The sequence below is a fragment of the Microlunatus panaciterrae genome, assembly GCF_016907535.1.
Lineage (GTDB): Bacteria > Actinomycetota > Actinomycetes > Propionibacteriales > Propionibacteriaceae > Microlunatus > Microlunatus panaciterrae.
The window spans coordinates 2603646-2625168 of the sequence record NZ_JAFBCF010000001.1 but is presented as its reverse complement, the minus strand read 5'-3'; the positions used below and the strand labels follow the sequence as shown (position 1 = coordinate 2625168).

The window sequence follows — 21523 nt, the reverse complement described above, 5'->3', positions numbered from 1 at the left end:
GTGCGGCTCTCCGCCCGTACGCAGCCAGGAAAACTGTCACGAAGCCAGGGAGATTCCCCTGGCTGCGTAACAGTTTCCCAAGTCGACTTGGGAAACCGACAAGGAGGCCCGGTCAGGAGGAGCGGGTGACGACTGAGTCGCAGAGGTCCTGGAGGGCGGACTTGGCCGGCCCGTCGGGCAGCGGCTCGAGCAGCGCACGGGCCTGCTCGGCCCGGCGACGGACCTCGGTTCGGGCCCGCTCCACCGCCGGGTGGCGACGGAGCAGTGCCAGCGCCTCGCTCAGCGTGTCGTCGTCGCTCAGGTCGGAGTCGAGCAGTTCGAGCAGCCGGGCGTCGCCGGCGTCCGCCGACTGCCGCACCAGCAGGATCGGCAGCGTGGGCACGCCCTCGCGCAGGTCGGTGCCGGGGGTCTTTCCCGTCTCGTCGCTGGTGATGTCGATGATGTCGTCGCTGAGCTGGAAGACCATGCCGATCTCCTCACCGAACGCGGCCAGGATGTCCTGCACCTCTCGGTCGGCGCCGGCGACCTTGGACCCGAACACGGCCGAGGTGGCGATCAGCGAACCCGTCTTGTCCGCCACCACCTGCAGGTAGTGCTGCAGCGGGTCCTCGCCGTCCTGCGGGCCGACCGACTCGGCGATCTGGCCCTGCACCAGCCGGGCGAACGTCCGCGCCTGCATCCGGACGAAGTCCGTGCCCAGCTCCGAGACGATGTCGGAGGCCCGGGCGAAGAGGAAGTCGCCGACCATGATGGCGACCGAGTTGCCCCACCGCACGTTGGCGCTGGGCGATCCTCTGCGCAGCCGGGCGTCGTCCATCACGTCGTCGTGGTACAGGCTCGCAACATGGGTCAACTCGACCACCAGAGCAGACCTGACCACATCGTCGCGGGCAGCCGACGGTCCGAACTGGGAGGCCAGGACGACCAGCAGCGGCCGGAACCTTTTGCCGCCGGCCGAGATGATGTGCCTGGCCGCCTCGGTCACCAGCGCGGTGTTGGCCTCGGCCGCGGCCAGCAGCTCGCCTTCGACGACGTCGAGCAGGTCGCGGACGGAGTCGGCGAACTCCTCGTTCCGCGTCTCTTCAGCTAGCACTGCACCTCTCCATCGCCAAGCCCCAGCAGCTCACCGCTCAGCGGAGGAACTCACCCGCGTGCTGAGCGAGATCCAGCAGCGGCCCTGGGAACACACCTAGGGCCACAGTAGCGACCGCTCCAACACCGATCGCCGTCAGCGTGGTCCAGCTGGGGCGTACCACCTCGGGGGCCTCGACTCCGGGGTCGGAGAAGAACATCAGCACAATGACGCGGATGTAGAAGAAGGCAGCCACCAGGCTCATCAGGACCGCCACGATGACCAGCCAGTACGCCCCGCCGGCCCAGGCGGCGACGAACACCGCCCACTTCCCGATGAAGCCGCTGGTCAGCGGGATCCCGGCGAAGCTCAGCAGGAAGAGCGCGAACACGCCCGCCACCATCGGCGACGTCTTGCCCAGCCCCGACCAGGAGGACAGCAGCGCCGCCTCGCCAGCCCGGCCGCGGACCATCGTCAGCAGGGCGAACGCCCCGATGGTGGAGACGCCGTAGGCGGCCAGGTAGAACATGATCGCGCCGACGCTGGAGATCGAGCCGGCAGGCTTGCCGGTGGCGAGCTGGGACGCGCCGACGAAGGCGGTCAGCAGGAACCCGGCGTGGGCGATCGAGGAGTAGGCCAGCATCCGCTTCACATCGGTCTGGGTGATCGCGAGCACCGAGCCGACCACCATCGTCGCCACCGCGATGATGCCCATCATCGGCTGCCAGTCCCAGCGGTCCGCGCCGAGGCCGACGTAGAACACCCGCAGCAGCGCCCCGACCGCTGCGATCTTGGTGCAGGCGGCCATGAAGCCGGTCACCGCTGTCGGCGCCCCGACGTAGACGTCGGGCGTCCAGGAGTGGAACGGGACCGCACCGACCTTGAACAGCAGCCCGACACCGAGCAGGCCGAGGCCGGCCAGCAGCAGGCCGTCGTTCTGGGTGCCGGTACGCAGTGCTGCGTCGATGTCGGCCAGCTTGAACGAGCCGGAGTAGCCGTACAGCAGGGTCACGCCGTAGAGGAAGAAGCCGGACGACAGCGCACCCAGCATGAAGTACTTCAGCGACGACTCCTGCGACAGCAGCCGGCGCCGCCTCGCCAGCCCGCACAGCAGGTAGAGCGGCAGCGACAGCACCTCGAGGGCGACGAACATCGTGATCAGGTCGTTCGAGGCCGGGAACAGCATCATGCCGGACAGCGCGAACAGCGCCAGCGGGAAGACCTCGGTGTGCTCGATCCTCGCCGCCACCGCCTCCTGTTCCATCGCGGTGCCGGGCACGGCCGCAGCCTGCGGCGCGAAGGCCGTCGCCCCGTTCTCCAGCCGGCGCTCGGCGAAGACCAGGAAGGCCAGCCCGCTGAGGATCAGCAGGGTCAGCCAGAGGAAGTAGGTCGGCCCGTCGACGGCCACCGAGCCGACGGCGGTGATGGCCTCGGTTCCGACGATCCAGTTCCGCAGCACCATGAAGATCGCGGCCAGGATGGAGATGAACGTCACCGCGAGCTGCACGTTGAAACGCAGCGCCCGCGGGAAGACCGCCTCCACCAGGACACCCAGGCAGGCGCCGGCGAAGATCAGGATGAACGGCATCAACAGGCCGTACTCGAGCTTGGGTGCGGTGATCTCCAGCACCGGCAGGAACAGAGCAGTCTCGGTCATTACTTGCCGCCCTCCGCGGTGATCTTGGGCGTCGGGTCGGACACGCCGACATGTTGGATGGTGGTCTGCATGGCGGGCTCGATCAGGTTGAGCATCGGCTTCGGGAAGATGCCGAGGAACAGGATGAGCAGCACCAGCGGGGCCAGCGCCCACCTCTCCCGCGCGGTGATGTCAGTCATCTTCGCCTCCACCATGGGTGTCACGGGCCCGGTCATCGTGCGCTGGTACATGATCAGGATGTAGAGCGCGGCCAGCACGGTCGCCAGCGTGGCCAGCACGCCGTAGACCGGGTAGCGGGAGAAGGTGCCGGCCAGCACCATGAACTCCGAGACGAAGCTGGACAGCCCCGGCAGCGCCAGTGACGACAGGCCGGAGAAGAGCAGCAGCCCGGCCAGCACCGGCGCCACCTTCTGCACGCCGCCGAAGTCGGCGATCGCCTGCGAGCCGCGCTGCCTGATCATGTAGCCGGCCAGCAGGAACAAGGCGCCGGTGGTGAAGCCGTGGTTGATCATGTAGAAGGTGGAGCCGGTCAGGCTCTGGCTGGTGAAGGCGAAGATGCCCAGCACCATGACGCCGAAGTGGCTGATCGAGGTGAAGGCGATCAGTCGCATCAGGTCCTTCTGGCCGATGGCCACGATGGCCCCGTAGAGGATCGAGATGACGGCCAGGATGACCACCACCGGGGTCGCCCAGGTGCTGGCCTCGGGGAACAGGCCGAGACAGAACCGGATCATGCCGAAGGTGCCGATCTTGTCCAGCACGCCGACCAGCAGCACCGACGCCCCCGCCGGCGACTGCTCCGCGGCATCCGGCAGCCAGGTGTGGAAAGGAACCATCGGCGCCTTGACCGCGAACGCGAACATGAAGCCGAGGAACAGCCAACGGCCGGTGTTGCCGGAGATGTTCAGGTTCATCAGGTCGGACAGCAGGTAGGTCGGCTGACCGGCCCGAGCCGACACCACATAGAGGCCGACCACCGCCGCCAGCATGATCAGGCCGCCGGCCAGCGAGAACAGCAGGAACTTGATCGCCGCGTACGAGCGTCGCGGACCACCGAAGCTGCCGATCAGGAAGTACATCGGGATCAGCGTCGCCTCGAAGAAGATGTAGAACAGCAGCACGTCGGTGGCCGTGAAGACGTAGAGCGAGAAGCTCTCCAGCACCAGCACCAGCGCGAAGAAGGCACGTGAGGTCCAGCGGCTGGCCTGGTCCGCGGAGTTCCAGCTGGCGACCAGCACCACCGGAACCAGCACCACGGTCAGCAGCACCAGAGTCAGTCCGAGCCCGTCGACGCCGAGTGCATAGTGGGCGCCGAACGCGCCGATCCACTTGTGCTGCTCGACGAACTGCATCCCACCGCCGTTGCTGTACTGCAGCGCCACCACCACGGCGATGACCAGGGTGAGGATCGAGAAGCCGAGACCGACCTGCTTGGCGGCCTTGCCCTTCACGAGGATCAGCGCCAGGGCGCCCACCAGCGGGACCAGGGCGAGAATCGTCAGCCAGGGAAGAGTCATAGTCATTGTCTGCTCTCTCTCAGCCCAGCCGGCCGAGGACGAGTACCGCTCCGACAACGGCGACGCCGACCACCATGGTCAGGGCGTACGACCGTACAAGACCGCTCTGCCAGCGACGCAGCCTGGTGGACAGGCCGGCGACCACGGCGCTACCACCGTTGACCGTACCGTCGATGCCCGACCGGTCCAGGGCGGTCAGCCCGGCGGTCAGACCCTGGCCGGGCCGCATGAACACCGCCTCGTTGAACGCGTCGCCGTAGATGTCGTTCCGACCAGCCAGCACCAGCGGGTTGCGGGTGTCGGGTGCCGTCTCGGGAACCGCCCGACGGCCGAACGCCAGCCAGCTCACCACGACGCCGAGGGCCACCACAACCAGGGTGACGACGCCGATCAGGCTGAAGTGCAGCAGTCCGGTCGCCTCGCCCTGATGGGCACCGCCGGTGGCCGGCTCGAGCCAGCCGCCGATCCAGTTGTTCAGCACCAGACCGCCGAAGATGGAGGCCACCCCGAGGATGATCAACGGGATGGTCATCACCAGCGGCGACTCATGCGGGTGCACGTCGTCCTTCCACCGCTTCCGGCCGAGGAACGTCATCAGCATCAGCCGGGTCATGTAGAACGCGGTGACTCCGGCGCCGACCAGGGCCAGTACCCCGACCAGGGTGTTGTGCTCGAAGGCAGCCTCGATGATGTGGTCCTTCGAGAAGTAGCCGGCGAAGAACGGGAAGCCGATGATGGCCAGGTAGCCGGTGGCGAAGGTGACGAAGGTGATCGGCATCACCCGGGCCAGCGCGCCGTAGCGCCGCATGTCCACATCGTCGTTCATGCCGTGCATCACTGAACCGGCCCCGAGGAACATGTTCGCCTTGAAGAACCCGTGGGTGAGCAGGTGGAAGATCGCGAACGCATAGCCCGCCGGGCCGATGCCGGCGGCGAGCATCATGTAGCCGATCTGCGACATGGTCGAGCCGGCCAGCACCTTCTTGATGTCGTCCTTGGCACAGCCGATCCAGGCGCCGAACAGCAGCGTCACCGTACCCACGATGACAACGACGGTGCTGGCCACCTCGGACTGGCCGAACACGGCGTGCGAGCGGGTCACCAGATAGACGCCAGCGGTCACCATGGTGGCGGCGTGAATGAGGGCCGACACCGGGGTGGGGCCCTCCATCGCATCCAGCAGCCAGGACTGCAGTGGCACCTGGGCCGACTTCCCGCAGGCGCCGAGCAGCAGCAGCAGGCCCATCACCGTGGCGAGGGTGCCGCCCATGCTCTCCGCACCCTTGTTGACGTCGATGAAGGCCGACGAGCCGAAGGTGGCCAGCATCAGCATGATCGAGATCGACAGACCCAGGTCGCCCACCCGGTTGACCACGAACGCCTTCTTGGCGGCGGTCGCGGCCGACGGCTTGTGCTGCCAGAAGCCGATCAGCAGGTAGGACGCCAGGCCGACGCCCTCCCAGCCGACGAACAGGATCAGATAGTTGTCGGCGAGCACCAGCAGCAGCATGGCCGCCACGAACAGGTTGAGGTAGCCGAAGAAACGACGGCGGCGCTCGTCGTGCGCCATGTAGCCGATCGAGTAGATGTGGATCAGGCTGCCGACGCCGGTGATCAGGAGGACGAAGACGATCGACAGCTGGTCGACCAGCAGTCCGACGCTGATGTTCCATCTACCGGTGGCGATCCACTCATACAGTGGCACCGACACGGCACGCGACTTCTCATCGGCGCCGAGCAGTTGGACGAACAGCAGCACGCCGATGAGGAACGAGGCGATCGGTGCCAGCGTGCCGAGCAGGTGGCCCCAGGAGTCGGCGAACCTCCCCGCCACCAGCAGCACAGCTGCGCTGAGGGCGGGGATGGCGACGAGCAGCCAGGCATAGGAGAAGATGCCCGATGCCGCGACCGGGGTGACGATTTCTAGCGGGTTCACCTTGGTCCTCTCAGAACTTCAACAGGTTCGCGTCGTCGACCGAGGCCGAACGTCTGGTCCGGAAGATCGCCACGATGATCGCCAGGCCGACGACCACCTCGGCAGCAGCCACCACCATCACGAAGAAGGCGGCGATCTGTCCGTCGAGCTGGCCGTGCATCCGGGAGAAGGTGACCAGGGCGAGGTTGGAGGCGTTCAGCATCAGCTCGACGCACATGAAGGCGACGATGGCGTTGCGCCGGATCGTGAAGCCGACAGCGCCGATCGTGAACAGCAGCGCCGACAGGACGATGTAGTTGTTCGGGTCCATCAGGCCCTGCCCTCCTCGTCCGCGCCGGAGCCGTCGGCGGCGATCGCCTTGACCGTCTTCTCCACCGGGGCCGACAGCTCATAGCTGTCCAGCACCACACCGCGCGCCTTGAGGGTCTCCGACACCGACAGCTCGGAGACCGAGCCGTCGGGCAGCAGGGCGGGGGTGTCGACGGCGTTGTGCCGGGCGAACACGCCGGGGGTGGGCAACGGTCCGGGATGCTGGCCGGTCTCGGCGTACTTGCGCATCCGCTCCTTCACCAGCTCGGGCTGCCGCTTCTTCTTGGTCAGCCGCTCCCGGTGAGCCAACACCATGGCCCCCAGCGCTGCGGTGATCAGGAGCGCCGAGGTCGCCTCGAAGGCGAACACGTAACGGGTGAACAGCAGCGCCGCGATGCCGGGGACGTTCCCGCCGTTGGCCTCGTTGGCCGCAGTCAGGCCGACCGGCTGGCCGACCAGCCCGTTGCCGACGGCGAACACCAGCAGCACCACGAAGGCCGCACCGGCAATGGCGGCCAGCGGACGCTGCCCCTTGATCGTCTCCACCAGCGAGTCGGCGGCGTCGACCCCCACCAGCATCAGGACGAAGAGGAACAGCATCAGGATCGCGCCGGTGTAGACGATGATCTGCACCGCGAACAGGAACGGCGCGTCCTGCGCCGCATACTGCACCGCCAGCGAGATCATCACCGTCGCCAGGCACATGGCCCCGTGGACCGGCTTCTTGGACAGCACCACACCGAGCGCGGCCAGCACCATGATCGGCGCGAGCAGCCAGAAGGCTACCGTCGGCCCGGTGACCATCGGTATCAGCAGGTTCACTTCCGGTTCCCCTTGCTCGTGTTGGTCTCGCTGGGCTTCTTGAAGCCCTTGTTCATCACCGGCGGTACGTAGGAGGAGATGTCACCGGCCCGGTCGTCCGGCCGGCCGGAGGCCGGCAGGCCGAGGAAGTAGGCCTGCTCGTCGTCACCGAGCTTGCGCTCATGCGGTGCCTCCTGCATTCCCGGCAGCAGCGGACCGAGCAGATCCTGCTTCTCGTAGATCAGCTTGGCGCGGCTGTCATCGGCGAGCTCGAACTCGTTCGTCATCGTGAGTGCCCGGGTCGGGCAGGCCTCAATGCACAGACCGCACAGGATGCAGCGCAGGTAGTTGATCTGGTAGACGCGGCCGTAGCGCTCACCCGGTGAATAGCGGCCACTCTGCTCGCCGTCGACGGCGTCGACGTTGTCGGCGCCCTCCACGTAGATCGCGTCCGCCGGGCAGGCCCAGGCGCACAGCTCGCAACCGACACACTTCTCCAGCCCGTCCGGCCAGCGGTTGAGCTGGTGCCGGCCATGGAACCGCGGTGCGGTCACCTTGGGCTTGAGCGGGTACTCCTGGGTGAAGGTCTTGCGGAACATCGTCTTGAACGTGACCCCGAACCCGGCAATCGGATCAAGCAGGCCCATCAGGAATCAGCTCCGTTCTCGGATCGGACGCTGTCGCGTCGCACAGTCGTGTCCTCAGGTTCGGCCTGCGCGCTCAGCACACCGGCCAGCTCGGGCAGTTCCTGGCCGGGCATCGGCGGCACCGGGTAGCCCCCGGCGAACGCGTCGAACTCGCCCTCGGGCTGCTGCTCCTCCTCCGGCTCCTCCTTGCCGCCCAGGAACGAGAAGGCGATCAGCCCGATGAAGATCACCGCGGCGACGATCCAGAAGCCCCTGGTCCGGAACCAGCCCTCCGCCGTTCCGACCCGGAACGCCGCCACGGCGACGATCCAGACCAGGGACAGGGGGATCAGCCAGCGCCAGCCGAAGCGCATGAACTGGTCGTACCGCAGCCGGGGCAGGGTGCCGCGGAGCCAGACGAACATGAAGAGGAAGACCAGCACCTTGAGCACGAACCACAGGACCCCCCAGTAGCCAGAGTCCAGGCCAGGGATCAGGTTGAACGGCAGCGGTGCGTGGAAGCCGCCGAGGAACAGCGTGGTGGCCAGCGCCGAGACGGTGATCATGTTCATGTACTCGGCCATGAAGAACATCGCGAACCGCATCGAGGAGTACTCGGTGTGGAAGCCACCCACGAGCTCACCCTCGGCCTCGGGCAGGTCGAACGGAGCCCGGTTGGTCTCGCCGATCATCGAGATGATGTAGATGGCGAAGGACGGGATCAGCACGATGGCGTACCAGCTGGGCAGCCCGATGTCGAAGCCGAACAGGTTCACCATCTGCGGGTGTGCCTGCGCGTCGACGATCTCGGAGGTGGACATCGAGCCGGCATAGAGGAAGACCGCCACCAGGCTGAGGCCCATCGCGACCTCGTACGAGATCACCTGGGCGCTGGAGCGCAGTCCGCCGAGCAGCGCGTAGGTGGAGCCGGACGACCAGCCGGCCAGCACGATGCCATACACACCGACGGAGGCGATCGCGACCACGAACAGCACCGAGACCGGCAGGTCGGACACCTGCAGCTGAGTGGTCCGGTCGCTGAAGGGCACCTTGACGGTGCCGGCGAACGGGATCACCGAGAACGCGGTGATGGCGGGGATGGAGCAGACGAACGGAGCCAGCATGAAGATGACCTTGTCGGCGGCCTTCGGCGTGAAGTCCTCCTTGAACATCAGCTTCATGCCGTCGGCGAGCGACTGCAGGCTGCCGAACGGGCCGTTCATGGTGGGGCCACGCCGGTGCTGCATCTTGCCGACGACCTTGCGCTCGAAGACGATGGTGAACAGCGTCAGCACCAGCAGCAGCACGAAGGCGAACAACGCCTTGATCAGCACCAGCCACCATGGGTCGTTGCCGAACAGGGTGAGATCCATCGGGGTGAGTCCTGCCCAGGTGGTCATACGACACTCCCCTCTCTCTGCTCAGCTGGGGCCACGTCGGCGGTCAGCGCGGCAGGGCCAATCCGTACCACATCACCGGCGGTGGTGGCCAAATGCTCGCCGACGCCCATTCCGGCTGAGCGGGTCGGGATCCAGACGACTCCGTTGACCATGTCGTCGACGATCTCCACCGGGAAGCTGACGGCACCGCGGTCGTTCGAGACGCTCACCCGGTCGGTGATGCCGGCTGCCGCGGCGGTGGCCGGGCTGAGCCGTGCCACCGGCCTGCGAACGGTGGCCGCGAGATGCGGCTCGCCGGCCATCGCCCGCGAGTCGTCCAGGCCGAGCCGCCAGGTGGCGAGAACGGCGGTGCTGTCCTCGGCAGCGCCGGGGCGACCGGCGCCGATCTGCGGTGCGGCGGCGCGGTCGCCGTCCCAGCGTCCGAGCTCGGCCAGCTCGGCCCGCGCCTGAGCTGCGGAGCGAACGCCGAGATCCTTGCCGAGCGCGTCGGCCAGCGCGGCCAGGACGCGCAGGTCGGTCATCGGGTTGGCCTGCTTGATCACCACCTCGAACGGACGCTCCCTGCCCTCCCAGTTGATGAAGGTGCCGGAGCGCTCCTCGATCAGGGCCACCGGGAACACGACGTTGGCGCGTTCGGTGACGGCAGAGGCCCGGGTCTCGATGCTGACCACGAAGTCGCTCTCCTCGAGACCGGCAAGGACCGACTGCGGGTCGATGAAGTCGACCGGGTCGACACCGGCGACCACCAGCGCCTTCAGCTCATGGTCGGCTGCGGCCAGCAGGATCTCGTCGCCGTCGCGGCCCTCCAGAGCCGGCAGCGAGCCAGCCCCCCAGGTGGTCTGGGTGTCGACGCGGGCGGCAGCGTCGGCCACCGGTCGACCACCGGGCAGCAGGTTCGGCAGGCAGCCCGCCTCCACCGCGCCGCGGTCGCCCGCCCGCCGTGGCACCCAGGCCAACCGGGCGCCGGTGCTCCGGCTGAGGTCCAACGCGGCGGTCAGTGCACCCGAGCTACCAGCAGCGCGCTCACCGACCAGGATGATCGACTCGGCGTCCAGCAGCACCTCCTCCGGCAGGGCGGCCAACGCCTCTGCCTCGGCACCGGGCACGGTCTTGATCACCGTTGCGCCCATCTTCCGGGCGCCGTTGCTGCGGAAGGGGGCGAGTGTCCACGACTTCAGCCCCCTCTTCCGGAACGCCTTGCGGAGCCGCAGGAAGATCATCCCGGCCTCCTCCTCGGGCTCCAGCGCCACCAGCAGCACCGACGAGGCCCGCTCGAGGTCGGCGAAGGTCACGCCGCGGCCGGTGCCGGCCACAGCGGCCGCCAGGAAGTCGGCCTCCTCGGCCGAGTGCGGCCGGGAGCGGAAGTCGATGTCATTGGTGCCGAGCACCATCCGGGTGAACTTCGAGTAGCCGTAGGCATCCTCGACCGTCAGCCGGCCACCGGTGAGCACCCCGACCGCGCCAGCCGCGCGTTGCAGACCGGCGACAACGACGTCGAGTGCCTCCTGCCAGGAGGCGGGCCGCAGCACCTCCCCGTCCCGGACCAGCGGTCGGGTGAGACGGTCGTCACCGCGGCCGTAGCGGAAGGCGAACCTGTCCTTGTCGGTGATCCACTCCTCGTTGACCTCGGGATCGTCACCGGCCAGCCGACGCATGACGGTGCCGCGCCGGTGGTCGACCCTGATGGCCGACCCGCAGGCGTCGTGCTCAGCGACCGACGGAGTGGAGACCAGGTCGAACGGCCGGGACCGGAACCGGTAGGCGGCACTGGTCAGGGCGCCGACCGGGCAGATCTGGATCGTGTTGCCCGACCAGTACGACTCGAACGGCTCCTTCTCGTAGATGCCGACCTGCTGCAGTGCACCGCGCTCCACCAGGGCGATGAACGGGTCGCCGGCGATCTGCTCGGAGAACCGGGTGCAGCGGGCACAGAGGATGCACCGCTCCCGGTCCAGCAGCACCTGGGCGGAGATGTTGATCGGCTTGGGGTAGGTCCGCTTGACACCCTCGAACCGGGTCTCGCCGCGGCCGTTCGACATCGCCTGGTTCTGCAGTGGGCACTCACCGCCCTTGTCGCAGATCGGGCAGTCCAACGGGTGGTTGATCAGCAGGAACTCCATCTGACCGTGCTGGGCCTTGTCGGCCACCGGCGAGGTCAGCTGGGTCCTGATCTGCATGCCGGGCGCCACCTCGAGGGTGCAGGAGGCCTGCGGCTTGGGCATCCCCCGGCCGTTACCGGCGTCGGGCACCTCGACCAGACACTGCCGGCAGGCGCCGACCGGGTCCAGCAGCGGGTGGTCGCAGAAGCGCGGGATCTCGATGCCGATCAGCTCGGCGGCCCGGATCGCCAGCGTCCCCTTGGGCACCGAGACCTCGACATCGTCGATGGTCAGGGTGATCAGGTCCTCACGCGGAGCGAGGTCGTCGGACTTCTTGGTGTCGGTGGTGACTGTCATACCGTCGCTCCAGATTCGGCGTCCGTCTTGGTGAACAGCGAGCTCTTCTCGTACGGGAACAGCTCCCAGGCCGGGGTGTGCATCGCGGCCTCGAACTCCTCTCGGAAGTACTGGATGGCCGAGGCGATCGGCGACACCGCGCCGTCGGCCAGCGCGCAGAACGACCGGCCGAGGATGTTGTCGCAGAGATCCAACAGCTTCTCGATGTCGCCCTCCTGACCCTGACCGGCCTCCATCCGGGTGAGGATCTGGACCAGCCACCAGGTGCCCTCCCGGCAGGGGGTGCACTTGCCGCACGACTCATGCTTGTAGAACTCGGTCCAGCGCTTGACGGCCCGGACCACCGAGGTGGTCTGGTCGAAGCACTGCAGCGCCTTGGTGCCGAGCATCGACTTGGCCGCGGCCACGCCCTCGTAGTCGAGCGGGATGTCGAGGTGCTCGTCGGTCAGGATCGGGGTGGACGAGCCGCCGGGGGTCCAGAACTTCAACTGGCCGCCGTTACGCATCCCACCGGCAAGGTCGAGCAGCTGACGCAGGGTGATCCCCATCGGTGCCTCGAACTGGCCCGGGTTGGCGACGTGCCCGGACAGCGAGTAGATCGTCATGCCCTTCGACTTCTCGGTACCCATCGAGCTGAACCAGGTGTCGCCGTTGGCCACGATGCAGGGCACCGAGGCGATCGACTCGACGTTGTTGATCACCGTCGGGCTGGCATAGAGACCGGCCACAGCCGGGAACGGCGGTCGTAGCCGGGGCTGCCCGCGCCGACCCTCCAGCGAGTCCAGCAGGGCCGTCTCCTCGCCGCAGATGTAGGCGCCCGCGCCGGCGTGCACCACGATCTCCAGGTCGACGCCGGTGCCGAGGATGTTCCGCCCGGCGTAACCGGCCGAGTACGCCTCACGGACCGCCTGCTGCACCCGGCGGATGACGTGCAGGACCTCACCACGGACGTAGATGAAGGCGTACTTAGCCTTGATCGCGTACGCGGAGATGATCACCCCTTCGACCAGCGTGTGCGGGCTGGCCATCATCAGCGGGATGTCCTTGCAGGTGCCCGGCTCGGACTCGTCGGCGTTCACCACCAGATAGGTGGGGTTCGGGTTGTTCTTGGGGATGAACGACCACTTCATCCCGGTCGGGAAGCCGGCGCCCCCTCGTCCGCGCAGGCCGGAGTCCTTGACCAGCGACACGACCTCATCGGGCTGCATGGCGAGGGCGGTCCGGAGGGCCTTGTAGCCGCCGGTGCGCTCGTAGTTGGAGAGCTTCCAGGCCCGGTCGTCGCCCCAGTTGGCGGTGAGGACCGGAGTCAGTGTGTCGGTCACTTGCCCTCCTCTGCGTGTTGCTGCCCCGCTGCCGGCACCTCAGGCGCCTGCCAGCCGTTGTCGCGTGCGATCTTGAGACCCAGCAGCGACTGCGCACCAGCGGTGGGGCCCTCGTCGGCCCGGCCGTCGGGGAAGCCGGCCAGCACCCGCTCGGCCTCGGTCCACTTGCAGACCCGGGCACCGCGGGTGGCGGATACCTCTTCGCCGTTGCGGAGCCGGTCGACGACCTCCCTGGCGGAGTCGGGGGTCATATTGTCGAAGAACTCCCAGTTGACCATCATCACCGGCGCGAAGTCGCAGGCGGCGTTGCACTCCAGGTGCTCGAGGGTGATCTTGCCATCCTCGGTGGTCTCGTCATTGCCCACACCCAGGTGGTCCTGCAGGCTGGCCAGCACCTCGTCGCCGCCCATGATCGCGCAGAGGGCCGTGGTGCAGACCCCGACGTGGTACTCACCCATCGGCTTGCGCTTGTACATGGTGTAGAAGGTGGCCACGCCGCTGACCTCCGCGGTCGAGATGCCCAGGATCTCCGCGCAGGCCTCGATCCCGGCCGGGGTGACCCGGTTCTCCACACTCTGCACCAGGTGCAGCATCGGCAGCAGCGCCGACCGCGGCTGCGGGTAGCGGGCCGCGATCTGGCGCATCTCCTCCAGCGTCTTCTCGGTGATCATGGTGGTCTGGTCACCGGAGAAGTCGACACCACCGGAGTCCTCGAAGTGGGTCTTCATGCCGTGCTCGCCGCTCATCGGTCGACGCCTCCCATCACAGGGTCGAGACTGGCGACGGCTACGACGACGTCGGAGACCATGGCCCCCTCGCAGAGGGCCGGCATCGCCTGCAGGTTGACAAAGCTGGCGTCCCGGAAGTGGGCCCGGAACGGGCGGGTGCCACCGTCGGAGACGACGTGGGCGCCCAGCTCACCGCGGGGACTCTCCACCGGGACGTAGGCCTGGCCGGGCGGCACCCGGAAGCCCTCGGTGACGAGCTTGAAGTGGTGGATCAGGGCCTCCATCGACTCGCCCATGATGTGCTTGATGTGCTCGTTGGAGTTGCCCATCCCGTCCGAGCCGATGGACAGCTGCGCCGGCCAGGCGATCTTGGCGTCGTCCACCATCACCGGCTGGCCCTTCATCTTGCCCAGCCGCTCGACACACTGCTCGATGATCCGCAGGCTCTGCCACATCTCGTCCAGCCGGATCCGGAACCGGCCGTAGGCGTCGGCGTCGGTCCTGGTGACGACGTCGAAGTCGTAGGTCTCGTAGCCGCAGTAGGGCTGCATCTTGCGCAGGTCCCACGCGTAGCCCGTCGAGCGCAGCGGCGGACCGCTGATGCCGAGCGCCATGCAGCCGGCCAGGTCGAGCTCGCCGACGCCGACCAGCCGCCCCTTGAAGATCGGATTCTCATTGCACAGGGCCGCATACTCCGGCAGGTGTTTCTTCATCCACGCCACCAGGTCCTTGACGTGGTCGATGGCGTTGTCGGGAATGTCCTGTGCCACCCCACCCGGCCGGATGTACGCATGGTTCATCCGCAGGCCGGTGATCAGCTCGAGCGCGTCCAGCACCTTCTCCCGCTCGCGGAAGCCGATGGTCATCACGGTCAGCGCGCCGATCTCCATGCCGCCGGTGGCGATGCAGACGAAGTGCGACGACAGCCGGTTGAGCTCCATCATCAGCACCCGGATGACGCTGGCCTTCTCCGGGATCCGGTCCTCGATGTCGAGCAGCCGTTCCACCCCGAGGCAGTAGGTGGCCTCCTGGTAGAGCGGGGACAGGTAGTCCATCCGGGTGCAGAAGGTCACGCCCTGGGTCCAGGTGCGGTACTCCATATTCTTCTCGATGCCGGTGTGCAGATAGCCGATGCCGCAGCGGGCCTCGGTGACCGTCTCACCGTCCATCTCCAAGATCAGCCGGAGCACACCGTGCGTCGACGGGTGCTGCGGACCCATGTTCACCACGATCCGCTCGTCGCCGCGCTCGGCCTGCTCGGAGACGATCGAGTCCCAGTCCTGCCCGGTCACCGTGTAGACATGGCCCTCGGCCGTGTCGTCAGCGTTGCCCGGCGCGTACGGGTCGGTGCCCGCGTGGGTGGTAGTCATCAGTTGTAGCTCCTCCGCTGATCAGGTGGCGGAATGGTGGCGCCCTTGTACTCCACCGGGATCCCGCCGAGCGGGTAGTCCTTGCGCTGCGGGTGGCCGGGCCAGTCGTCGGGCATCAGGATCCGGGTCAGCGCCGGGTGTCCGTCGAAGATGATGCCGAACATGTCGAACGTCTCCCGCTCGTGCCAGTCCGCAGTGGGATAGGTCGACACGACGGAGGGGATGTGCGGGTCCGAGTCGGGTGCGGACACCTCGAGCCGGAGCCTGCGGTTGTAGGTCATGGACTGCAGGTGGTAGACGGCGTGCAGCTCAGCGCCGGTGTCCGCCGGGTAGTTGACGCCGGAGACGCTGCTGCAGAACTCGAACCGCAGATGCGCGTCGTCACGCAGATGCCGCACCAGCACGGGCAGGTGCTCACGGGCCACGTGGAAGGTGATCTCACCGCGGTGGATGACGACCTTGGTGATCACCTCGCCGTAGTTGGGGACGAGCGCGCCGACCCGGTCGTAGACCTGGTCGTACCAGCCACCGAACGGCGGCTGCGAGCCGGCCGGGAACTCGACCACCCTGGTCAGGCCGCCATAGCCGGAGGTGTCGCCCGTGCCGCGGACGCCGAACATGCCCTTGCGGGTCGCCAGCACCTCGGTACGACCGGGTGCGACCTGCATCTTCTCGATCTCGGCGGTGGCCGCCTCGGAGTCCTCGGAGGAGATGTCGGGCGCCGGCGGGGTCACCGGGGCCGGGTTGCCGGTCACCGGAAGGGCCGGCTCGGGCTGCACCGGCGCGCCGGTCTCCGGAGTCTTGTCCTCAGTCACCGCAGCAGCCCCTTCATCTCGTGCGTGGCCGGCGCCTCCAGCGCGACCTGCTCGGCCTCGGTCTGGGCGTTCTCGGCGTTGATGCCGATCGGCGTGTGCGCCACCTTGTCCCGCAGCTTGAACATGGCGTCGATCAACATCTCCGGTCGCGGCGGGCAGCCAGGCAGGTAGATGTCCACCGGGACGACGTGGTCGACGCCCTGGACGATCGCGTAGTTGTTGAACATGCCGCCCGAGCTGGCGCAGACCCCCATCGCCAGCACCCACTTGGGGTTCGGCATCTGGTCGTAGATCTGGCGCAGTACCGGGGCCATCTTTTGGCTCACCCGGCCGGCGACGATCATCAGGTCGGCCTGGCGCGGTGAGGCCCGGAAGACCTCCTGGCCCCAGCGGCCGGAGTCGTAACGCGGAGCGCCGTACGTCATCATCTCGATCGCACAGCAGGCCAGGCCGAAGGTGGCCGGCCAGAACGACGCACTGCGCATGTAGCCGAACAGGCCCTCGAGAGTGGTCAGCAGGACGCCGCTCGGGAGCTTCTCTTCAACGCCACCCATATCAGTCCTCGCTTCTTGGTTGCGTGCCAGTGGTGCCCGGTGCCGGGGGCAGGGTGCCGGAGGTCAGTCCCATTCCAGGCCTCCCCGGCGCATCACGTAGAAGTAGGCGACGAAGACCGTCGCAATGAACAGCACCATCTCGACCAGCGCGAACACGCCCATGCTGTCGAAGGCCACCGCCCACGGGTAGAGGAAGACGATCTCGATGTCGAACACGATGAACAGCATCGCGGTGATGTAGTACTTCACCGGGAACCGGCCACCGCCCACCGGCTGCGGCGTGGGCTCGATCCCGCACTCGTACGAGTCGTACTTGGCCCGGTTGTAGCGGCCGGGCCCGACGAGCAGGCTGGTGATGATCGTCAGCGCAACGAAGCCCGCGGCGATCGCGAACAAGACGATGATCGGCACATAGGGGTTCACCGGCTAGCTACCCTTCGGTTTGGTGGGAGGGGTGACATCTGGCGCTGGGCGTGGCTCAACCTGTCCATCGCAGCGTCAAGTCGGCACGGCGTCAAGTCGCCGAGCCCGGAGGACGAGGAGACAACAGACCCAGGGCCTGTCGACGGGCCGTGGCGCAACCCGATCAAGGCTGCTGACATCGTCACTCCTGCTAGTTGTTTCGGAAAGGCGTCCGGGGACGTCCCGCGCTCGTGAATTCCTTCACTATCTCTGGGACAGTCTATGACCATCGGTACTCGCCCGTCATCCGGGTGGCCATCTGTCGGCTCGGCGATTCCCCTGTCCTGCAAGGGATATCTCCCAGATTTACGTGATCACATCCTTGCGTAAATCACCTGTCCCGTGGTTCCTTCCATGAACGGGCCACGCTCGAGCATCGGGTGGCAGCCAGTGGTCCTGATCGGGGCTCGAACCGAGCCACCCGCTGCCGTTCGACGCGCACCACGTTGTCCACAGCCTTGGCGCTCTCCTCTTTCCCCACCCACTCTGCGGCGCAGGCTGAGCAGATGAGGACATTGACCCGATTCGAGTCCGAGCTCCGGCAGGCCCATCGACCGAGGTCCGCCGCCGAGCTCAGGTCGGCCGGGGTGAGCCGTGGGTCGACCCGAGGTCGAGCGTGGCGGAGCACCAGCCGCGGCTACTTCGCGCCCGCCCTCGATCCGGTAGTCGGTCTGACCACGACACAGCGGATCCTGGACGCCTACCCGCTGGTAACCGAGCGGGGCGCGATCGGCGGCTGGGCCGCCGCCTTCATCCAGGGTGTCGACCTGCTCGACGGCCGCGACCCCTGGACCATGCGACCGGAACCGGTCCAGATCTGTCTCGGTGCCGATCTCGGCCGACAGTCAACCGACAAGATCAGGTACTCGCGGGACGAGCTTCCCGGCGACCAGGTGGTCGAGCGCTGCGGCATCCGGGTTACGCGTCCGTTCCGCACCGCCCTCGACGGCGCCAGGCTGGCCCGAGACTTGGTGGAGGCCGTCGTGTTCCTCGATGCGATGTCGAAGGCCGGCACCGTCGAGCTCAGCGACCTGGCGCGGTACATCGGCACCGCCGCCCGTCAGCGGTGGATCACCAGGGCGCGACGGGCGGTCGTCCTAGCCGATCCGAACACGCTGAGCACCTGGGAGTCACGGCTGCGGCTGTTCTATCTGCTGCAGGCCGGTCTGCCGAAGCCGCTGGTCAACCAGCCGCTGTTCGACCTCCGGGGCAATCTCGTCGGCGTTCCCGACCTGCTCGACCTCGAGGCCGGCCTGGTGACCGAGTTCGACGGGCAGGGCCATCGGCTCCGGGACCAGCACAACCGCGACAACGTACGCGAGGAGAAGTTCGAGGCGCTCGGCCTGGTGGTCACGCGAGCCGACAGCCTCGACCTGCGCCGACACCGGGCGGAGCTGCGGCAGCGGCTGCGAGCAGCCCATCGGCGCGGTCTCCAGCGTGACCGGAGTCGGGACCGGTGGACGATCCGGCCACCGGAGTGGTGGGACGATCCGTGGGACTCCCTGACCGCCGCGGACAAGACGGCGCTGCTCGGCTGAGCCGAGTGGCAGCCAGTGGTCGGATTGGGGGCGCAAACCGAGCCACCCGCTGCCGTTCGGCGGGGGCTACTCCCCCAGGGCGTCGCGCATCGGGACCAGCTTGGCGTTGGACTCGGCCAGCTCGGCCTCCGGGTCGGAGCCGGCGACGATGCCGCAGCCGGCGAACAGCCTGATCTGGTTGGGGTCGGTCGCCGACAGCTGGCCGCAGCGCAGCGCGATGGCCCACTCACCGTCGCCGTGGGCATCCACCCAGCCCACCGGACCGGCATACCGGCCCCGGTCCAGATGCTCCAGCTCGGCGATGGTCGCCCGGGCGACGTCGGTCGGCGTGCCGCAGACCGCAGCACTCGGATGCAGCGCCGCGGCCAGGACCAGCGAGTTGGCGACACGGTCGGCGACGGCGGTCACATCGGTCGCGAGATGGAGCACATTGGGCAGCGCCAGCACGTACGGCGCGTCGGGCACGTTCATCCCCGAGCAAAACGGGCTCAGCGCTCGGGCCACCGAGCTGACCGCGTACTCGTGCTCCTCCAGGTCCTTGCTCGACTGGGACAGGGCGGCGGCCAGGGCGAGGTCGCGGTTGTTGTCGCCGGAGCGGCGGATGGTGCCGGCCAGCACTCTCGAGGTGGCCAGGCCGGCTTCCCGACGCACCAGCATCTCGGGAGTCGCGCCGACCAGACCGTCGACGAGGTAGGTCCAGCAGCGGCTGTACTCCTCGGCCAGCCGCTGCACCAGCCAGCGCGGGTCGATCGGGCCGTCGGAGAAGGCGAGCAGGTCCCGCGCCAGTACCACCTTGTCGAACTCTCCGGCGTTGATCCGCGCCACCGCCTGGGCGACGGCGGCCTCCCACTCGGGCCCGGTCAGCGAGCCGTCGGCATAGCTCACATTCCGGGGCGGGCAGGGCGGGTCGGGCAGGGACATGCCGACGCCACCCGGCTCGACGCCGATCCGGGTCAGCCAGCTGCGCCCGTTGCGCCGGCCGATGATCGTCTCCGGCACGATCAGTGTGGACTGGTCCGCGGAGTTGTTCGGGTCGAAAACGAAGGTGCCGAAGGCGATCAGGCCGGATCCGGCCGGTGGATCGTCCAGCTCGGACTCGATGATCACGCTGCCGGCCAGGTCGGACCACCACTCCTCGGCCTCGGAGATGGTGAGCGCCTTGTGCCGGACAACCTCGCCGAAGCCCACCATGCCGTCGCCCTGTTTGATCCAGGCGTACGCGTCCTGGCGCGGCATCCACCTGGCGAGCGGGCCGGGGTCGGCGATCTCCACCGTATGGGCGCGAAGCGGCGGCGCTGAGTCTGGTGGCCACGTCACGTCGCCAGCGTAGTGCGCCCTCGAACCGCCGGACCAATCTGTCCGACCCCTCGGCGACGAACACCAGATGTGACTGACACCAGGGAACGGACGGACTCCCGGCCCGGCGCGGAGCCGCAGGACCAGCCCGCCGCCGGCTGGCGACTGGCGGCCGGTCTGGCCGCAGCGGCTGCGGCGATCGGAGCCGGCCACGGGGTCGCGGCCCTGGTGAACCCCAACGCCTCCCCCTTGATCGCCGTCGGATCCAGCCTCATCGACGTCGCCCCGACACCGGCCAAGGAGTTCGCCGTCCGGACCTTCGGCACCGCCGACAAGCCGGTGCTGGTGACTGGCATCGCCGTCGTGCTGCTGCTCATCGCTGCCCTGCTCGGCCTGCTGGCGTGGCGACGTCGGCCGGTGGCGCTGACCGGCATCGCCCTGCTCGGGGCGGTCGGGGTGCTGGCGGCGACACTGCGTCCGGGCGCGACGCCCTGGGATGCACTGCCGTCGGTGGCCGCGGGGCTGGCCGGCCTGGTGGCTCTCGACCGGGTCAGTCGGATCGGCGGTCGCAGCCGTACCGCCGGGTCGGCCCCGCACCCGTCCCGCCGCGCCCTGCTGGCCGGCATCGGGGCCACCGCACTGACTGCCGCCGTCCTCGGCGGAGGAGGGATCGTGGTCAGCCAGCTCCGGCTGGCCGGCGCCGAGGCCCGACGGAGGCTGGGGTTGCCCTCACCCGGATCGCGGTCGGCGCCGGTGCCGGCCGCAGCACAGGTCGAGGGGAACACCCCGTTCCTGACCTCGATCGACGACTTCTACCGCGTCGACATCGCCCTGGTGACCCCTCGGATCGACCCTGACCAGTGGAGCCTGACCATCGACGGCCTGGTCGACCGCCCGCTGACCCTCAGCTACCGACAGCTGCTCGAGCTGCCGATGATCGAGCGCAACATCACCATGACGTGTGTCTCCAACGAGGTGGGCGGGCCCTATGTCGGGACAGCAAGCTGGCTCGGCGTCCCCTTCACGGAGATCATCAAGCGGGTCGGCGTCCAGACGGGCGTCGACCAGGTGTTCAGCTACTCCAGCGACCAGGGCTACACCTGCAGCACGCCCTACCAGGCGGTCAGTGACGGCCGGGACGCGATGATCGTCGTCGGGATGAACGGCGAGGTGCTGCCGGACAAGAACGGGTTCCCCGCCAGGATGCTGGTCCCCGGGCTGTACGGCTTCGTCTCCGGTACCAAATGGCTGGAGCGGATCGAGTTCACCCGCTACGACCGGCGTACGGCGTACTGGACCAGCCGCGGGTGGGCCACCCAGGCGCCGATCCTGACCCAGAGCCGGATCGACGTGCCGAAGTCGCTGGGCATGCTCAGCAAGGACAAGCCGGTGCTGGCCGGCGTGGCCTGGGCCCAGCACCGCGGGATCGAACGGGTGGAGATCAGAATTGATGGCGGGCCCTGGCAGCAGGCCACCCTGGCTGACGAGGCCGGCGTCGATCTGTGGCGGCAGTGGTCCTTCGTCTACCGCGGCCCGGCGGGCCGGCACACCGCCGAGGTCCGGGCCACCGACAAGTCCGGCAAAACCCAGCCGGAGAGGCGCACCAAGGTGTTCCCCTCCGGCGCCCGAGGGTGGCACCAGATCCGCTTCACGGTCGAGTGACG

18 protein-coding genes are annotated in these 21523 nt (G+C 68.1%); 2 read left to right on the top strand and 16 right to left on the bottom strand.

The features are described 5' to 3' along the window. Positions 1-112: 112 nt before the first annotated feature. The 15 genes from JOE57_RS11955 to JOE57_RS11885 form a co-directional block, all read right to left on the bottom strand. A complete protein-coding gene (locus JOE57_RS11955; protein WP_338041282.1) occupies positions 113-1093 on the bottom strand; it encodes a polyprenyl synthetase family protein in 981 nt (326 codons plus the stop codon). Positions 1094-1130: 37 nt separating this feature from the next. Continuing rightward, entirely contained in the window at positions 1131-2729 is a 1599-nt protein-coding gene (nuoN, locus tag JOE57_RS11950) for an NADH-quinone oxidoreductase subunit NuoN (RefSeq protein ID WP_204918241.1), read from the bottom strand. Continuing rightward, on the bottom strand, positions 2729-4246 hold the full coding sequence (locus JOE57_RS11945) for an NADH-quinone oxidoreductase subunit M (protein WP_204918239.1): 1518 nt from the start codon (positions 4244-4246) through the stop codon (positions 2729-2731). The genes nuoN and JOE57_RS11945 overlap by 1 nt, the downstream gene beginning before the upstream one ends. 19 nt (positions 4247-4265) lie before the next feature. Further along, the gene (nuoL, locus tag JOE57_RS11940; protein WP_204918236.1) at positions 4266-6182 is read right to left on the bottom strand and encodes an NADH-quinone oxidoreductase subunit L; all 1917 of its coding nucleotides are present in this window, start codon (positions 6180-6182) and stop codon (positions 4266-4268) included. 10 nt (positions 6183-6192) lie between these two features. Further along, the gene (nuoK, locus tag JOE57_RS11935) at positions 6193-6492 is read right to left on the bottom strand and encodes an NADH-quinone oxidoreductase subunit NuoK (RefSeq protein WP_204918234.1); all 300 of its coding nucleotides are present in this window, start codon (positions 6490-6492) and stop codon (positions 6193-6195) included. Beyond that, a complete protein-coding gene (locus JOE57_RS11930) occupies positions 6492-7295 on the bottom strand; it encodes an NADH-quinone oxidoreductase subunit J (RefSeq protein WP_204920408.1) in 804 nt (267 codons plus the stop codon). Before JOE57_RS11930 ends, nuoK begins: the two co-directional genes overlap by 1 nt. Before the next feature lie 14 nt (positions 7296-7309). After that, complete coding sequence (gene nuoI / locus JOE57_RS11925; RefSeq protein ID WP_204918232.1) at positions 7310-7939, bottom strand: NADH-quinone oxidoreductase subunit NuoI; 630 nt, start codon at positions 7937-7939, stop codon at positions 7310-7312. Continuing rightward, positions 7939-9318: an NADH-quinone oxidoreductase subunit NuoH gene (gene nuoH / locus JOE57_RS11920; protein WP_204918229.1), complete on the bottom strand. Its 1380-nt coding sequence runs from the start codon at positions 9316-9318 to the stop codon at positions 7939-7941. The genes nuoI and nuoH overlap by 1 nt, the downstream gene beginning before the upstream one ends. Continuing rightward, positions 9315-11774 (bottom strand): NADH-quinone oxidoreductase subunit G, encoded by a 2460-nt coding sequence (locus tag JOE57_RS11915; protein ID WP_204918227.1) that lies wholly within the window; start codon positions 11772-11774, stop codon positions 9315-9317. Before JOE57_RS11915 ends, nuoH begins: the two co-directional genes overlap by 4 nt. Continuing rightward, a complete protein-coding gene (gene nuoF, locus JOE57_RS11910; protein ID WP_204918225.1) occupies positions 11771-13096 on the bottom strand; it encodes an NADH-quinone oxidoreductase subunit NuoF in 1326 nt (441 codons plus the stop codon). The genes JOE57_RS11915 and nuoF overlap by 4 nt, the downstream gene beginning before the upstream one ends. Further along, entirely contained in the window at positions 13093-13842 is a 750-nt protein-coding gene (nuoE, locus tag JOE57_RS11905; RefSeq protein ID WP_204918223.1) for an NADH-quinone oxidoreductase subunit NuoE, read from the bottom strand. Before nuoE ends, nuoF begins: the two co-directional genes overlap by 4 nt. Further along, a complete protein-coding gene (locus JOE57_RS11900; protein ID WP_204918221.1) occupies positions 13839-15194 on the bottom strand; it encodes an NADH-quinone oxidoreductase subunit D in 1356 nt (451 codons plus the stop codon). Before JOE57_RS11900 ends, nuoE begins: the two co-directional genes overlap by 4 nt. Continuing rightward, the gene (locus JOE57_RS11895; RefSeq protein ID WP_338041281.1) at positions 15194-16009 is read right to left on the bottom strand and encodes an NADH-quinone oxidoreductase subunit C; all 816 of its coding nucleotides are present in this window, start codon (positions 16007-16009) and stop codon (positions 15194-15196) included. The genes JOE57_RS11900 and JOE57_RS11895 overlap by 1 nt, the downstream gene beginning before the upstream one ends. Beyond that, positions 16006-16563: a NuoB/complex I 20 kDa subunit family protein gene (locus JOE57_RS11890; RefSeq protein ID WP_204918219.1), complete on the bottom strand. Its 558-nt coding sequence runs from the start codon at positions 16561-16563 to the stop codon at positions 16006-16008. Before JOE57_RS11890 ends, JOE57_RS11895 begins: the two co-directional genes overlap by 4 nt. A gap of 63 nt (positions 16564-16626) precedes the next feature. Further along, the gene (locus tag JOE57_RS11885) at positions 16627-16986 is read right to left on the bottom strand and encodes an NADH-quinone oxidoreductase subunit A (RefSeq protein ID WP_204918217.1); all 360 of its coding nucleotides are present in this window, start codon (positions 16984-16986) and stop codon (positions 16627-16629) included. A 545-nt stretch (positions 16987-17531) separates the two neighbouring features. Here JOE57_RS11885 and JOE57_RS11880 point away from each other — a divergent pair. Beyond that, positions 17532-18563 carry a hypothetical protein gene (locus JOE57_RS11880; protein WP_204918215.1) on the top strand — a complete coding sequence of 344 codons (1032 nt, stop codon included), beginning with the start codon at positions 17532-17534 and terminating at the stop codon, positions 18561-18563. A gap of 66 nt (positions 18564-18629) precedes the next feature. Here the strand turns inward: JOE57_RS11880 and JOE57_RS11875 are convergent, their stop codons facing one another. Next, positions 18630-19880 (bottom strand): isochorismate synthase, encoded by a 1251-nt coding sequence (locus JOE57_RS11875; RefSeq protein WP_338041280.1) that lies wholly within the window; start codon positions 19878-19880, stop codon positions 18630-18632. 69 nt (positions 19881-19949) lie between these two features. Here JOE57_RS11875 and JOE57_RS19190 point away from each other — a divergent pair, with 69 nt between their 5' ends. Beyond that, positions 19950-21521: a molybdopterin-dependent oxidoreductase gene (locus JOE57_RS19190; protein WP_204918213.1), complete on the top strand. Its 1572-nt coding sequence runs from the start codon at positions 19950-19952 to the stop codon at positions 21519-21521. Positions 21522-21523 lie beyond the last annotated feature (2 nt).

What these genes read in the sequence shown, in the direction of transcription:
- JOE57_RS11930 (WP_204920408.1), bottom strand. Translation starts at nt 7,295, where the DNA reads ATGGTCACCGGGCCGACGGTAGCCTTCTGGCTGCTCGCGCCGATCATG.
- JOE57_RS11890 (WP_204918219.1), bottom strand. Translation starts at nt 16,563, where the DNA reads ATGGGTGGCGTTGAAGAGAAGCTCCCGAGCGGCGTCCTGCTGACCACT.
- nuoI (WP_204918232.1), bottom strand. Translation starts at nt 7,939, where the DNA reads ATGGGCCTGCTTGATCCGATTGCCGGGTTCGGGGTCACGTTCAAGACG.
- JOE57_RS11915 (WP_204918227.1), bottom strand. Translation starts at nt 11,774, where the DNA reads ATGACAGTCACCACCGACACCAAGAAGTCCGACGACCTCGCTCCGCGT.
- nuoK (WP_204918234.1), bottom strand. Translation starts at nt 6,492, where the DNA reads ATGGACCCGAACAACTACATCGTCCTGTCGGCGCTGCTGTTCACGATC.
- nuoN (WP_204918241.1), bottom strand. Translation starts at nt 2,729, where the DNA reads ATGACCGAGACTGCTCTGTTCCTGCCGGTGCTGGAGATCACCGCACCC.
- JOE57_RS11945 (WP_204918239.1), bottom strand. Translation starts at nt 4,246, where the DNA reads ATGACTCTTCCCTGGCTGACGATTCTCGCCCTGGTCCCGCTGGTGGGC.
- nuoH (WP_204918229.1), bottom strand. Translation starts at nt 9,318, where the DNA reads ATGACCACCTGGGCAGGACTCACCCCGATGGATCTCACCCTGTTCGGC.
- JOE57_RS11880 (WP_204918215.1), top strand. Translation starts at nt 17,532, where the DNA reads ATGAGGACATTGACCCGATTCGAGTCCGAGCTCCGGCAGGCCCATCGA.
- JOE57_RS11900 (WP_204918221.1), bottom strand. Translation starts at nt 15,194, where the DNA reads ATGACTACCACCCACGCGGGCACCGACCCGTACGCGCCGGGCAACGCT.
- nuoE (WP_204918223.1), bottom strand. Translation starts at nt 13,842, where the DNA reads ATGAGCGGCGAGCACGGCATGAAGACCCACTTCGAGGACTCCGGTGGT.